Source organism: Pseudomonas sp. R5(2019), from assembly GCF_009905435.1.
Classification (GTDB): domain Bacteria; phylum Pseudomonadota; class Gammaproteobacteria; order Pseudomonadales; family Pseudomonadaceae; genus Aquipseudomonas.
In genome coordinates, this window is record NZ_JAAAMT010000009.1 from 12,610 (window position 1) to 26,044 (window position 13,435).

Consider the following 13,435-nt stretch of genomic DNA (forward strand, 5'->3'; position numbering starts at 1 on the left):
GAAATCGAAGATATCACTGAGCATGTACTGGGTGGTACACAGTCATTTGAACCCGTACGTGCGATTTTCACCGCATACGGCTCAAACCGTTAGTAATGTTCATTGGACGTTGCGGTACAGCATCAAGCGCGAACTCTCATGCAGGCCCCGCGTCAGCTCCACCAGGCGCTTGAACTCCTGCGGATTCTGCTCGGCAACATTCTCCGTCGGCGTGCTGGACGTCAAGTCGTGTAAGGTTGGCGAACTGCCATCATGTTCCATTTGCAGCAGGTGATGCCGAGTCACGCCACCGATCAGCGGAAAAGTGCCTTCACGCAGCACCAGCGGTACGACACGCTCGCCCTCCGGGGCCGGCTGCTGGATATCGCGACCCATCGCGCCATTGGTGAATGACATGCCGGCCATGCCCGCCACCGTTGGCAACAGATCCGCCAGCCCAACAGCGTCGTCGATCACCTTGGGCTGCAACAAACCGGGCGCGTGAATCAGCAGCGGTACGTTGTTGCTTTCCAGCCCCAACTGCTCGAAGGCCGGCGCCATATGGGGAATCTGGCTGATGCGGGTGTTGTGGTCGCCAAAGAACACGAAGATCGTGTTGTCGTAATAACCGCCCTCTTTCGCAATTTCCATCAGTCGACCGATATTGAAATCCAGCAGGCGCACGGCGTTGTATTGCTCGACACTGCGCGACCCGGCCGCCTGCACCTGCTCCACTGTCAGGTTGCTGACCTCAAAGCCGTCATTGTCCTTGGGAATGGTGAACGGACGGTGGTTGCCTGCGGTTTGCACGTAGGCAAAGAACGGCTGGTCCTTGGGCAGATTGCGAATGATCCGGTCGCTCTCCTTGAACAGGTCCAGGTCCGAGATGCCCCACACATCGACCGGCGTCGAGCGCCAGTCGCTTTCGTCATAGAGTCGCACGCCGTCGATACTTTGCTGGATCAATGCGTTGATATTGGCCCAACCGGCGTTGCCGCCAATCATGTAGAGCTTGTGATAGTCAGTGAACGAATTGATCAAGGTGTGCTGGCGGGTGATCATCGGATGACGCGTTGCCGTCTCCTGCCGGGTGACGTCGGGCACCCCGGTGATGCTGGCCCATACGGTCTTTGCGGTGCCGGTTACTGGTACGTAGAAGTGTTTGAAAAACCAGCTCTGACCCGCCAGACGATCAATGTTCGGCGTCGGGTTCAACGGATTGCCGTAGGCACCCACTGCGCTGGTGCCTAACGACTCGAGCATCACAAAGATGACATTCGGCGCGCGCTCGCCTGCCACTTTATAAGGCTGCACTGTTTGTCGGCGTTCGAAGGTCAGCGTTTGCGGGTCCGGTTGCTCCACACCGAGGTATCGAGCGACAGCCGGGTAATGCTGCCGCACCTGCGCTTCGTCGAATTGCGACTGTCCGGCCTTGAGCGTGTCGTAGAGAAAAATAACCGGATTGAGCCCCAACGCGGCGATCTGGCTGTTGCCGGAGAAAAACGCATCGCTCCAGCGCAGCGGCACCGGGTTTTGCAGATTGAGGTTCTCCACCCGCCCCAACAGCGCCAGCAGCACCGCGACCACTCCCAGCCCCGCCCCGAATGCGATCGATGTGCGGCGAATCACTGACGGCTCACGAGCAAGGGTCAGGCGTTCCAGACGAACAAGGCCATAGAACGACAGAGCAACCACCGCCAGCCAACCCGAGGTGATCCACAATACGGGGTAAGTCTGCCAGACCATCTCCCCGGAAATCTGTGCATCTTCCAGATAACGCAGCACCGTCGCGTTGATCCTCACACCGAGGTAGGCGTAGTGACCGAAATCGACGATATACACCAGCCCGACAACGGCCAGTGCCAGCAGCAGATAAACCCTGGCCGCCCAGCGCAGCGCAGGCGTACGGATCAGGTTCCAGCGCGGCAACCAGGCCAGCAAGGCCAGCGGCAGCACCAGCAACACCGCCAGGCGCAGGTCGAAACGCAGGCCGATGCCCAACGTCTCAAGCCATTGCGGATTGTCCGCAACAGCCCGGACATCGATCCCGGAAAACCCCAGCACAAACACCAGCCTGAGCATGGCAAACAGCAAGAACATCAAACCTATGGCACCCGCGCCATAGCGCAGCCGTCGTGATTGCAACCACCCCATCATTTACCTCTGCGTTGTTATTCATTCATCGGCGGATGAGTCAATCAGCCGTTCAGGGAAGGGTTCGGGACAACGTGCACGGGACGAGTCCTGCGCCAGAAACCGCCCGCCAAAAGCTTTGAGCCAGCCACTACGCAGTACCCCGCCAACAACGGGTCGATCAAATAGTCCCAGTAGTTTCCCGAAGCCTTTAGCCCCAGCGTGAATGCCAGCGTGCCGGCCGCCAGCATCCATACGCCCAAGGCGTTGCGCAGCCACAGCAGCGACAATGCTGCCAGCCCTGCAAGCACGATCATCGGACGCGGATTGAAGCCCCAGCGATAAGGATCGAAATAGGTCAGGCCCAGCGTGGCGGGATACAGAATCAGCCCGAACACACCAAACATCAGGAGCACCTGGCTTCGGTGCGCACGTTTCAACGGCTGGACCACGCCCAGGCGCAACAGACAAGCCCAACCCAAAAACACCAGGGTGCTGATCGCCAGATCATCGGTGTAGCTGCGCACATAAGCGGCGAGTGACAGACCATCGACGGGAATGAAGCTGACCAGCGCCAGCGCCGGCAACAGCCACGGACGCCAGGGCGCGGTGAAATTAAACGAACCCAGCATTACAAAAATCACCAGGGTGAAACTCAAGTGGGCTTGCCAGAGAGGTAGCATCAGAGGCGCTCCGCCAGCCAGGCATCATTGAAGCTGACATGTTTGATGAATGTGTTGTTCCACGAGTAGACCAAGTGATACATGCCGTCTGGACTGCGGCTGAAATACGGGTATTCGTACTCGAATTCACAGCCTGTGGGTTTGCACACCCGGTAATCCAGATTGCTCAGGAAACGCTGCTCAAGCGGCAAGCGCCGGGCACCGCTGGAGGCACGAAAGCCTTCAGCGATGATTTCCTTGTAGGCGTCCGGCGAGAACGCTTTGCCCAAGGGATCGGGAGACTGATCCAGTTCGGCCAGGTTGCGCCAATCGGCGAGCCCCGGGTCCGTGCCATACAGGCTCAATTTGAAGCGACCATCCCGCAGATCGTTGAGCGCCACCAGCAAACCGTCGTCGGGAGTACCGACCGCCGCCAGTGATGAGTTGGGATTGGCCGGCTCCAGTGGATAGGGTTCGGACCAGGTCTGCCCGGCATCTTCGGTACGGCTGGCGAGCACGCGATGATGGGTGTCGCCGGCATAACGCAGCATTGCCACGGCACGGCGCTCATCCTGAGGGACGATGGTCGGCTGCAAGGCGTTTGTGCCGCGGCTGATACGAAACTTGTTGATCACCTCTCCGTCAGCGCTCAGATACAGGTACTCGGCGAACTTGCCGAGGAACTCGTGATAGATCGGTAACCCGATCGAGCCGTCGGCATGAAACACCGGCGCGGCGCGCACCAGCGTGCTGATATTGAAGAACGGCGAGGTGATCAGTTGTCGGGGTGGCGACCAACTGCGGCCAAGATCATCAGAGACCATGGCGTTGATGGCGCTGCCGGCCCAGCCGCCGACCGACACCGAAACATAGAACAGCCACAGGCGATTGTCCGGCGCCATGGCGATCACCGGGTTACCCAGTTTACGAATGTGCTTGAGTGTGCCGGTGCGGGTCGACTCCCGCGTGGCCAGCACCTGCTCCGCCCCCCACTCACCACTGTTGGCGTCAAAGCGTGAAGCACGCACCTGAACGTCTGCCGCGCCCTCACGGGAGCCGGCAAACCACACCGCCATCAAGTTGCCACCGGGCAATGCGGTGACTGAAGACGAGTGAACAAAATCATCCAGGTGTGACGACACGAAACGACTGGTGTACAGCGCTGCGGGCTTCTGCGTCGGGGCCGGGTTCGACGGGCTGGTCTGGGCGAAATCCGACACTACATGTCCGGGATGGCTGCGCCACGCTGCAAAGAAAATGATAGTCAGCAGCAAACTGCTGGTAATGAAGATCAGGCGAAAAGAAAGGGGGTGCATAAATAACCTGTTGCAGGTGGGGGGCAAGCGAGCCGCGGCAAACCGAGGTCGAGTAGCAGTAGGTCAAGGTTTTCGCTGCGCAAGGCGTGCTGCGCACTGACCCCATCTTGCAACCAGTCGAGGGTGTAGCCTTCGGCGCTCAAGGCGACCCGAATGCCTTGGCCAAGGGCACGATCATCTTCGGCAAGCAACAGGCGCATGGACAGTTCTCGGTAAAAAGTAGACGGCGCAACGTCGGCATCATGCCCTCTCCGTGCGGCGCTGGCAGCCCCTTCACCGGGAAAGATGTAACTAAATGTTGCTAGCTAAGCTTGGTTTTGCACAGTGCAGTTTCCCTCTCCCTGCACTGTTGCTGACTATTCGGCCGCAGGTGACGATCGCGACGGGCAGCAATCGGCCGATTGTGTGCCGTGGGACGTTTCTTGATATCCCAGCGCAAAACGAAAGCTCCAGAAACAAAAAAGCCCGCACTAGGCGGGCTTCTCGTATGTTCAATGGCATCGAAGATATCACTGAGCATGTACTTGGTGGCTACACAGGGACTTGAACCCCGGACCCCAGCATTATGAATGCTATGCTCTAACCAACTGAGCTATGTAGCCAAGTGGCGCGCATTATTGGCTGAAAATCGGGATGTGTCAACACCCGGTTTGAAAAATTTATGCGAATGATCAACCGCTTAGCTTTCCTGAAGGTGACGGGGGCCAATTTCGGGGGTAGGAGGGGGCCGTGATCGGCGGCGCGATAAAATCGATAGCGCGATACCGAGTGGATTCCGGATAATTGGATCCCACTTCGCGGTCTGGAAATCCCACCATGTCTTCGAGCAGTACTACAGCGAATCCCGCCTCTGCGGCGACGGCTGTCCAGAGCAGCCCATTGGTCATGCGTATCATCGCCGCCTGTGCGCTGGCCCATCTGATCAATGACCTGATCCAGGCGGTACTGCCGTCGATCTATCCGCTTCTCAAGGCCAATTACGGGCTGACCTTCACCCAGGTCGGGCTGATTACCCTGACCTTCCAGGTCACCGCCTCGCTGCTGCAGCCGTGGGTGGGCTTTTATACCGACCGAAAACCCATGCCGAACCTGTTGCCGCTCGGCATGGTGTGCACGCTGGTGGGCATCGTGATGCTGGCTTTCGTGGGCAGCTTCCCGATGATTCTGGTGGCCTCGGCGCTGGTCGGCATCGGTTCCTCGACCTTCCACCCGGAAACCTCGCGCATCGCGCGGCTGGCCTCGGGCGGGCGATTCGGCCTGGCGCAGTCGACCTTCCAGGTGGGCGGCAATGCCGGCTCCGCCTTCGGGCCGTTGCTGGCAGCGGCGATCATCATCCCGTTCGGGCAGGTCAATGTGGTCTGGTTCGGCCTGTTTGCGGTCTTTGCCCTCGCCGTGACCTATGGCTTGAGCCGCTGGTACCGCGAGCACTTGAACAGCTTCAAGGCCAAACAAGGGCAACGCGCTACCCACGGGCTGAGCAGGTCGCGGGTGATTGCGTCGCTGGTGGTGCTGGGCTTGCTGGTGTTCTCCAAGTATTTCTACATGGCCAGCTTCACCAGCTATTTCACCTTTTATCTGATCGAGAAATTCGACCTGTCGGTAGCCAGCTCGCAGTTGCACCTGTTCCTGTTTCTCGGTGCGGTTGCGGCGGGGACCTTCTTCGGTGGCCCGATCGGCGACCGGATCGGGCGCAAGGCGGTGATCTGGTTCTCGATCCTGGGCGTGGCGCCGTTCACCTTGCTGTTGCCTTATGTGGACCTGTTCTGGACCAGCGTGCTGAGCGTGATCATCGGCTTTATCCTGGCTTCGGCATTCTCCGCCATCGTGGTCTACGCCCAGGAACTGGTACCGGGCAACGTCGGCATGATCGCCGGCATTTTCTTCGGCCTGATGTTCGGCTTTGGCGGTATCGGTGCGGCGCTGTTGGGGTACCTGGCTGATATCCACGGCATCGAATATGTTTACATCCTGTGTTCTTATTTGCCGTTGTTAGGCGTACTCGCCGTGCTGTTGCCATCGACTGGAAAACGCTGAGACTCGAGGTCAACCCACCCAATGCCCGAACAATGCGCTGCCGAGAACGCATCAGACAACCAGGAGCAGGATCTGCAGCGCAGCGTTTCTGTCGGCAGGTTTTTGAAGCGCAGTTGCCGCATGTGGGCTGTCCTGCCGGGCGCGTGACCGTCAGTGTCAGTGTGGCGGTTCATGCCCGCGAAGCTCAGGCAAACGAGGCTTGCGCCCGATTGCTGGGCAACGCCGACCGGGCCTTGTATGGCGCCAAGTCGGCGGGGCGTAACCAGGTCTGTCTGGGTTAAGGGTAACCCGCTATGACCACAGTTGGGAGAGTGCGCCCCAGTGTTCGTTGCGTACCAGGTACACCACTGCGCAGCTGAGCAACACCTGGATAACACCGTGCTTGAAGTGGAACCTTTGGCACAAACCCTGACGTCCCTTCGTGAACTCAGCCGCGTACCAAGTAGGCGCCGTATGGAACCCGAGATTGCAGCTTCTTGCACTTGCCGGGTGCCGGCTGATGCCCTGGTGGGCGATCAGGAAACCAGATTCGGCATTTGCCCGGAGGCGGCCAGTGACCGTGGGGAATATTGATCTCATCGTACGCGAGTTCTTGTCCGGAAGAAGCCGCTTGCCACCTTCCTTCGGAAGGTGGCTTTCCAACCGCCGGCGATCCCGATTCCCACGCTGCTTCTGTGGGAGCAAAAGTGCCAGAGCGGTCCTCGGATTCCATAAAGGATTGCTCAGCCGCGGCGACTTCTGCTTCGCGGCGCTTGATGGCTTCCTCCTCCAGCCCCTTCTGTACTGAAATCATGTCCTTTTCGGCGGTGGGTGGGATGCCCGAAACCTGTGCCTGCTGGGCCGCCCGGATCAGTTGGGAGTTGAGGTTGCGTAATTTCACGTTGCGCACAACCCGCATGTTGGAACGAGTCGCCAGCGCTTCAGCCTGCTGATATTCCCCCTGCTGAAAACGTACTTCTGCAAGATAGTGAAGCGTCTCGGGATTGCCCGGCTGGATGTTCAACGCACGCTCCAGCGTGGCTCCGGCTTGATCCAACTGGCCATTATTAAACTGCTGCGAGGCTGTCTCAAATAGAGTGACTAATGCGTTGTTGCTTTGAGGAGAAGCTCTTCGCTCGGCGGCAACCGAGAAAAGCGAAGCGGCCGCGCAGAACACCAGGATCAGACCTGACAGATAACGTTTGGATGGCATCAGGGGAGGCTCGGGTGGTCTCGGACGGCACGTAAAACGGGCTTCCAGCGCCGCTCGGCTGGGATTGCTTCAATGTCCCGTCTTTACCGATTATGGGGAGAGTTCTGACCTGATCAGGATCCTCAAGTTCCCACCGTAACGATTGCACTCACCCCAGCTTCTCAGCCACCACCAGCAACGACTGCGGCACAAGACTTTGAGGGTGCTGCGGCTCCTGCAGACCGGCCAGCCTAAAGCTGGCCATGTCCAGCGCATTGAGCCAACTGGACAAGGTGCGAAAGTACCACGGCATGGGTTTCCACTGCCCTTTGAACCCAGCGAAGGTCTCTTCCCGCCAACCATCCTGATAATCGCCCGCCGCCGCGGTCCACGGATGCAGCGTCTGGATCACCAGCGCGCCGCCAGGAGTAAGCAGAGCGTTCATGGCGTAGAGCAGAGGGATGATGTCCTGGTGCAGCAGGGAAAAGTTGGCGCAGATCAGGTCGTAGTCGTTGCCGATCTCCACTTTTGCCTCCACCAACTCTTCATAGCTCGCCAAGTGCACTTGTGAAGAGCCCGCCGCCCGTGCCGCCTCGACCAGTGTCGCGTCGCCATCTACACCGACCGCCTTGATAGCTCGTTCAGCCAGCGCACGCAACAGCCAGCCCTCGCCGCAGCCCAGGTCAAGCACGCGCTCTGGCTGGCGACTCAGTACCGCCAGCAGGATTGCCTGGTCGGTGACCTTGAGGCGGTTTTCGATGGTGCCGGTGCGGATGGCTTCGATCCAGGATTGGGCGTTGTGATGCCAACTTTGGAGGAGGGTGGACTCGGGGGCGGGCATTTCGATGTCCGGAGTTGTTGGTTGGTTCGATGGAAGGGTAGCTAGTCCGAAACCGTGCAGTAGGCCGAAGATCAATGTGTCCACCTTCGTATTTGGCTGAACGCCAAACCAGCGTTGAAACGCGCCCGGATTGTCGAGAGCCTTGTACACCACCGAAAAACCGATGATGGCGTCGATGACATACGAGCTAATACTGATTTCCGTCAGTACTCCCAGCAGCAGCGTTACGGAGTGCCCTACGGCGAATAGCGTGACGTAGAGACCCACATCCTTCATGCGATAAAGGAAGAAGATCACCCCGAACAGAAAGAGTAGGTGGTCGTATCCCGTCACCATGTGTTTGGCGCCCATATAGATGAATGGCAGCACCATCACGCCGGAGCTTTCCTGGATAAAGCCTTCATCACCCTCCGCGACGGCGTCAGCCAACGCTTCGGGGATGCCAAGACAAAGCGAGGCGACAAGCAAAAAAAGTAGCAATAGCGGTCGGTTGATCAGTCATAACAGCAACAAAGAGGACCGCCCTTTCATTGGACTGTAGAGAACATCAATCGCAACTCCTTGTCGAGTGAAGGCAATTGGCCATGCTCTGTGCCAGGTGGGGAGTACCACCTACAAAAAATCAAGCAGGGAGTTAGCCTAATGAAATTTGCTTCTATCCCCATCGCCGCTGTTCTTTCGTTCTCTTCGGTTGCCGCCTATGGACACAGCGGTGGAACCGATTCCAAGGGCTGCCACCGCAACCACAAAACGGGCGATTACCATTGCCACTAATGCGGGAAGGCCCGGTTTACACTGGGCCTCATTTAGTTGTGCGAGTTGATCGATGTGACCATAGTCAACATGCAGAGCTTTCGGCTATTTTGGACTTGAATCGTAACCGTCCGAACTACACCGCCCTGAAACTCAGACCTTAATATCCTTCAGCCACTGATTGACGCGCTCCCATTCGAAAGCCGTTGAATCAAAGCTATCCCCATGCCACTCCACCATGTCGTCGTGCTCTGGATGGTTGGGATCAGCAATCGCTTCAAGAAAATCGGCATAACCTGGCGCACCACCGATGTCTTCCGGCGGGCAAGCATTGGCACCGTCGACGCAGTACGGCACCTGAGGACACGACCCTGCAGGCAGTTTCTTTTCGACTTTGATCCGGTGATCCCAGCCGTCGCCAAAGTCGTAGAGATAGCTAAACGTCTTTTTCCCGGACAACGCTTTAATCAGGGTCTTGCGGGTTTCCGAGTTGACGGGTGGACCCCATCCATCGGGGTCGGGGATGCCGTACTTCTCATCGGCAATTTCAAACTCGTGCATATGCCCGCCCTCCCAGCCCATCGCGAACTGGATCACCGTGTGCAATGTGCCTAACTTGATGTTCTCGGGCACCGCTATGCGACGCCAGATGGTGGGCTCGACCCACTTCAACTCAATGTGCAGTAGCAACAAATCAGGTTCGGGTTTTAGCAAGCGAACATTTTTGGTCATGGGTCGGGCGGTCTCGCAGAGTTCTGTCAGTGTGAGAGAAACGTTCCAGGGCTACCCGGTTTTCAAAATCGGGTTTTGGGCGTCGAACCCGGAAGACTAGCCAAACAACGCTCGGATCTCAATGGATGAGGAGGGTGGCCCTTAAACGCAAAACCCCCGTATCGTCTGGCGATTACGGGGGTCTCAAGGTCCATCAAGCATCGTGGAAATCCACGGAAACCGTTAGACGTTGAAGCGGAAGTGCATCACATCACCGTCTTTAACGATGTAGTCCTTGCCTTCCAGGCGCCATTTGCCGGCTTCCTTGGCACCGCCTTCACCCTTGTACTGGATGAAGTCGTTGTAGGCGACGACTTCGGCGCGGATGAAGCCTTTTTCGAAGTCGGTGTGGATCACGCCGGCGGCTTGTGGTGCGGTGGCACCGACGCGGACGGTCCAGGCGCGAACTTCTTCGACACCGGCGGTGAAGTAAGTCTGCAAGTGCAGCAGCTCGTAGCCAGCGCGGATCACGCGGTTCAGGCCTGGCTCTTCTAGCCCCAGGGCTTCGAGGAACATGTCTTTTTCTTCGCCGTCATCGAGCTCGGCGATTTCCGCTTCGATCTTGTTGCACACCGGCACCACGACCGCGCCTTCTTCTTCGGCGATGGCCTTGACCAGGTCCAGGTGCGGGTTGTTTTCGAAGCCGTCTTCGGCAACGTTGGCGATGTACATCACAGGCTTGGTGGTCAGCAGATGAAAGCCACGGATCACGGCTTTTTCATCGGCGCCCATGTTTTTCATCAGGCTGCGTGCAGGCTTGCCTTCGGTGAAGTGCGCGATGAGCTGTTCGAGCAGGCCTTTCTGGACCACTGCGTCCTTGTCACCACCCTTGGCGTTGCGCGCGACTTTCTGCAGTTGCTTCTCGCAGCTGTCGAGGTCGGCGAAAATCAGCTCCAGGTCGATGATTTCGATATCGCGCTTGGGGTCGACGCTGTTGGAAACGTGAATCACGTTCTCGTCTTCGAAGCAGCGAACCACGTGGGCGATGGCATCGGTTTCGCGGATGTTGGCCAGGAACTTGTTGCCCAGGCCTTCACCTTTGGATGCGCCCGCTACCAGGCCTGCGATGTCGACGAATTCCATGGTGGTCGGCAGGATGCGCTTTGGATTGACGATGGCCGCCAGGGCCTCCAGGCGCGAATCCGGCATCGGCACGATACCGCTGTTGGGTTCGATCGTGCAGAAGGGGAAGTTCTCCGCTGCGATACCGGATTTGGTCAGGGCGTTGAACAAGGTGGACTTGCCGACGTTGGGCAGGCCGACGATGCCGCAATTGAAGCCCATGGTATATCCCCTCTTCGTGAAGTCAGGCCTTCTGGCTGTGCAGGTTTTTCATCGCGCGATTCCACTCGCCAGCGAGGATATCCGGCAGCACGCCGAGGGCAAAATCGATACTGGCGTCCAGTTTTTCCTGTTCGGCGCGTGGCGCACGACCCAGGACGAAATTGGAGACCTGGCTGCTTACACCCGGGTGGCCGATGCCAAGCCGCAGACGGTGGAAGGTATTTTGATTGCCGAGCTGGGCAATGATGTCGCGCAGCCCGTTGTGCCCGCCGTGGCCGCCGCCCTGTTTGAGCTTGGCGACGCCGGGAGGCAGGTCGAGTTCGTCATGCGCCACCAGGATGGCTTCTGGCGGTATGCGGAAAAAACCGGCCAGTGCCGCGACGGATTGACCGCTGCGGTTCATGTACGTGGTGGGGATCAGCAGACGAACGTCTTGGCCTTGATGGCTGAATTTTGCCGTCAGGCCGAAATACTTGCGGTCAGCCGTCATATTGACACGCTGGACGCTGGCAATGCGTTCTACGAAAAGAGCCCCTGCGTTATGCCGGGTCTGTTCGTATTCGGGGCCGGGATTTCCCAGGCCGACGATCAGTTGAATGGCGGTCACGTCAGGGGCTCTTCCTTGGAGTTGTGGGCCACGGCGCATAAGCACCGTGGCCGGGCAACACCGGCAGAGTAACGAATTACTCGGCGGTTGCTTCTGGTGCTACGCGTGGAGCGTGAACGTTGGCGACTGCCAGGTCGTTGCCGTGATCCAGTGCGACGAAAGTAACGCCTTTTGGCGCTTTCAGGTCGGACAGGTGGATGACCGCGCCGATTTCAGCGTCAGCCAGGTCGACTTCGATGAACTCAGGCAGATCTTTGGCTTCGCAGGAAACTTCGATTTCAGCCACAACGTGGGAGATCTCGCCGCCTTTCTTGACCGGTGCTTCTTCGTTGATGAAGTGCACAGCAACGGTAGCGGTCAGTTTCTGGCCAGCTACAACGCGGATGAAGTCAGCGTGCATGATGAACTGCTTGGCCGGGTGGCGCTGCATTGCCTTGACAACGACGTTTTGCTTGGTGCCGTCGATGTTCAGCTCGATAACGTGGCTGAAAGCAGCTTCGTTTTCGAACAGTTTGGCAACTTCTTTAGCCAGCATGGTGATGGATTCAGGGGCTTTGTCGCCACCGTAAACAACAGCAGGCACTTGGCTGGCGAGACGACGCAGGCGGCGGCTCGCACCTTTCCCCAGGTCGGTACGCGCTTGGGCGTTCAGAGTGAAATCAGTCATTTTGTATCTCCAAAATAGCCATTCCCGAGCAGCACTTGCGACCAGTGCTAAAGCGGGATGGGCAAAAAAGCCCCGCCCCAACATGAGTGTTGGGGCGGGGCGCTTTTCGTCAACGAAATTTCCGGGAAGGGCAGGGCCCTTAACGGAACATCGCGCTGATCGATTCTTCGTTGCTGATGCGGCGGACCGCTTCAGCGACAACCGGTGCGATATCCAGTTGACGGATACGCGAACAGGCTTGTGCAGCGGCGGACAGCGGGATGGTGTTGGTCACCACCAGCTCGTCGAGCACGGAATTCTCGATATTCTCGATGGCGCGACCGGAAAGGACAGGGTGCGTGCAGTAGGCAAAAACCTTGGCAGCGCCGTGTTCTTTCAGAGCCTTGGCCGCGTGGCACAGGGTGCCGGCGGTGTCGACCATGTCGTCAACGAGGATACATGTACGACCTTCGACATCGCCGATGATATGCATCACTTCGGATTGGTTGGCCTTCTCGCGGCGTTTGTCGATGATACCGAGATCGACGCCCAGGGATTTGGCAACGGCACGTGCACGCACGACGCCACCGATATCCGGGGAAACGATCATCAGGTTCTCGAAACGCTGGTCTTCGATGTCATCCACCAGAACGGGGGAGCCGTAGATGTTATCTACAGGAATATCGAAGAAGCCCTGGATTTGGTCAGCGTGCAGATCGACAGTGAGAACACGGTCGATACCGACAACGGTGAGCATGTCAGCAACCACTTTGGCGCTGATAGCTACCCGTGCCGAACGCGGACGGCGATCCTGGCGGGCGTAACCGAAGTAAGGAATCACGGCAGTGATTCGGGACGCTGAGGAGCGGCGGAAGGCATCAGCCATCACGACCAGTTCCATCAGGTTATCGTTGGTTGGCGCGCAAGTCGGCTGAATAATGAAAACATCTTTACCACGAACATTTTCATTGATCTCAGTGCTGATTTCGCCGTCGGAGAATTTACCGACAGAAACATCACCGAGGGGGATATGCAGCTGACGTACGACACGCCGAGCCAGATCGGGGTTAGCGTTCCCCGTAAAGACCATCATCTTGGACACGCGCAGTACCTGAAGGCTGAGGGTATACCTGGATGAGTATAAGGAAAATGGCAGGGGCGGCTGGATTCGAACCAACGCATGGCAGGATCAAAACCTGCTGCCTTACCGCTTGGCGACGCCCCTGTATCTGTTGCTG

The 13,435-nt window shown here is 58.1% G+C and carries 12 protein-coding genes, 2 tRNA genes and 2 pseudogenes; 2 read left to right on the plus strand and 14 right to left on the minus strand.

Annotation, left to right across the window (positions count from 1 at the left end; translation table 11 throughout):
- Positions 1-99 precede the first annotated feature (99 nt).
- The 5 genes and pseudogenes from GUY40_RS08115 to GUY40_RS08135 all read right to left on the minus strand — a co-directional run bounded on the left by GUY40_RS08115 (position 100) and on the right by GUY40_RS08135 (position 4,692).
- Positions 100-2,133, minus strand: a complete 2,034-nt coding sequence (locus GUY40_RS08115; protein ID WP_166568562.1) for an LTA synthase family protein — start codon at positions 2,131-2,133, stop codon at positions 100-102.
- Positions 2,134-2,177: 44 nt separating this feature from the next.
- Positions 2,178-2,795 carry a hypothetical protein gene (locus GUY40_RS08120; protein ID WP_166568437.1) on the minus strand — a complete coding sequence of 206 codons (618 nt, stop codon included), beginning with the start codon at positions 2,793-2,795 and terminating at the stop codon, positions 2,178-2,180.
- On the minus strand, positions 2,795-4,090 hold the full coding sequence (locus GUY40_RS08125; protein ID WP_166568438.1) for an exo-alpha-sialidase: 1,296 nt from the start codon (positions 4,088-4,090) through the stop codon (positions 2,795-2,797). Before GUY40_RS08125 ends, GUY40_RS08120 begins: the two co-directional genes overlap by 1 nt.
- 29 nt (positions 4,091-4,119) lie before the next feature.
- A pseudogene (locus GUY40_RS08130) lies at positions 4,120-4,290 on the minus strand (response regulator); the annotation flags it as partial.
- A 325-nt stretch (positions 4,291-4,615) separates the two neighbouring features.
- Positions 4,616-4,692: transfer RNA gene (locus tag GUY40_RS08135), tRNA-Met, on the minus strand.
- Between the two features lie 214 nt (positions 4,693-4,906).
- Here GUY40_RS08135 and GUY40_RS08140 point away from each other — a divergent pair.
- Positions 4,907-6,124 (plus strand): MFS transporter, encoded by a 1,218-nt coding sequence (locus tag GUY40_RS08140; protein ID WP_166568439.1) that lies wholly within the window; start codon positions 4,907-4,909, stop codon positions 6,122-6,124.
- A 427-nt stretch (positions 6,125-6,551) separates the two neighbouring features.
- Here GUY40_RS08140 and GUY40_RS08150 read toward each other — a convergent pair whose 3' ends face one another.
- The 3 genes and pseudogenes from GUY40_RS08150 to GUY40_RS08160 all read right to left on the minus strand — a co-directional run.
- Positions 6,552-7,316, minus strand: a complete 765-nt coding sequence (locus GUY40_RS08150; protein ID WP_166568441.1) for a tetratricopeptide repeat protein — start codon at positions 7,314-7,316, stop codon at positions 6,552-6,554.
- 148 nt (positions 7,317-7,464) lie between these two features.
- Positions 7,465-8,136 carry a bifunctional 2-polyprenyl-6-hydroxyphenol methylase/3-demethylubiquinol 3-O-methyltransferase UbiG gene (locus tag GUY40_RS08155; RefSeq protein WP_166568563.1) on the minus strand — a complete coding sequence of 224 codons (672 nt, stop codon included), beginning with the start codon at positions 8,134-8,136 and terminating at the stop codon, positions 7,465-7,467.
- A pseudogene (locus GUY40_RS08160) lies at positions 8,131-8,634 on the minus strand (HupE/UreJ family protein); the annotation flags it as partial. The pseudogene GUY40_RS08160 and the gene GUY40_RS08155, both read right to left, overlap by 6 nt.
- 144 nt (positions 8,635-8,778) lie before the next feature.
- Here GUY40_RS08160 and GUY40_RS08165 point away from each other — a divergent pair.
- On the plus strand, positions 8,779-8,910 hold the full coding sequence (locus GUY40_RS08165; protein WP_166568442.1) for a YHYH domain-containing protein: 132 nt from the start codon (positions 8,779-8,781) through the stop codon (positions 8,908-8,910).
- A gap of 132 nt (positions 8,911-9,042) precedes the next feature.
- Here GUY40_RS08165 and GUY40_RS08170 read toward each other — a convergent pair whose 3' ends face one another.
- The 6 genes from GUY40_RS08170 to GUY40_RS08195 form a co-directional block, all read right to left on the minus strand.
- Positions 9,043-9,621 (minus strand): plasmid pRiA4b ORF-3 family protein, encoded by a 579-nt coding sequence (locus tag GUY40_RS08170; protein ID WP_166568443.1) that lies wholly within the window; start codon positions 9,619-9,621, stop codon positions 9,043-9,045.
- Between the two features lie 222 nt (positions 9,622-9,843).
- Complete coding sequence (gene ychF, locus GUY40_RS08175; RefSeq protein WP_166568444.1) at positions 9,844-10,944, minus strand: redox-regulated ATPase YchF; 1,101 nt, start codon at positions 10,942-10,944, stop codon at positions 9,844-9,846.
- Between the two features lie 22 nt (positions 10,945-10,966).
- Complete coding sequence (pth, locus tag GUY40_RS08180) at positions 10,967-11,551, minus strand: aminoacyl-tRNA hydrolase (RefSeq protein WP_166568445.1); 585 nt, start codon at positions 11,549-11,551, stop codon at positions 10,967-10,969.
- A 76-nt stretch (positions 11,552-11,627) separates the two neighbouring features.
- Positions 11,628-12,218 (minus strand): 50S ribosomal protein L25/general stress protein Ctc, encoded by a 591-nt coding sequence (locus GUY40_RS08185; RefSeq protein WP_166568446.1) that lies wholly within the window; start codon positions 12,216-12,218, stop codon positions 11,628-11,630.
- Between the two features lie 139 nt (positions 12,219-12,357).
- Positions 12,358-13,299 (minus strand): ribose-phosphate pyrophosphokinase, encoded by a 942-nt coding sequence (locus GUY40_RS08190; protein ID WP_166568447.1) that lies wholly within the window; start codon positions 13,297-13,299, stop codon positions 12,358-12,360.
- A 48-nt stretch (positions 13,300-13,347) separates the two neighbouring features.
- Positions 13,348-13,422: transfer RNA gene (locus GUY40_RS08195), tRNA-Gln, on the minus strand.
- Positions 13,423-13,435 lie beyond the last annotated feature (13 nt).

What these genes read in the sequence shown, in the direction of transcription:
- GUY40_RS08165 (WP_166568442.1), top strand. Translation starts at nt 8,779, where the DNA reads ATGAAATTTGCTTCTATCCCCATCGCCGCTGTTCTTTCGTTCTCTTCG.
- GUY40_RS08150 (WP_166568441.1), bottom strand. Translation starts at nt 7,316, where the DNA reads ATGCCATCCAAACGTTATCTGTCAGGTCTGATCCTGGTGTTCTGCGCG.
- ychF (WP_166568444.1), bottom strand. Translation starts at nt 10,944, where the DNA reads ATGGGCTTCAATTGCGGCATCGTCGGCCTGCCCAACGTCGGCAAGTCC.
- GUY40_RS08140 (WP_166568439.1), top strand. Translation starts at nt 4,907, where the DNA reads ATGTCTTCGAGCAGTACTACAGCGAATCCCGCCTCTGCGGCGACGGCT.
- GUY40_RS08170 (WP_166568443.1), bottom strand. Translation starts at nt 9,621, where the DNA reads ATGACCAAAAATGTTCGCTTGCTAAAACCCGAACCTGATTTGTTGCTA.
- GUY40_RS08155 (WP_166568563.1), bottom strand. Translation starts at nt 8,136, where the DNA reads ATGCCCGCCCCCGAGTCCACCCTCCTCCAAAGTTGGCATCACAACGCC.
- GUY40_RS08125 (WP_166568438.1), bottom strand. Translation starts at nt 4,090, where the DNA reads ATGCACCCCCTTTCTTTTCGCCTGATCTTCATTACCAGCAGTTTGCTG.
- GUY40_RS08115 (WP_166568562.1), bottom strand. Translation starts at nt 2,133, where the DNA reads ATGGGGTGGTTGCAATCACGACGGCTGCGCTATGGCGCGGGTGCCATA.
- GUY40_RS08185 (WP_166568446.1), bottom strand. Translation starts at nt 12,218, where the DNA reads ATGACTGATTTCACTCTGAACGCCCAAGCGCGTACCGACCTGGGGAAA.
- GUY40_RS08120 (WP_166568437.1), bottom strand. Translation starts at nt 2,795, where the DNA reads ATGCTACCTCTCTGGCAAGCCCACTTGAGTTTCACCCTGGTGATTTTT.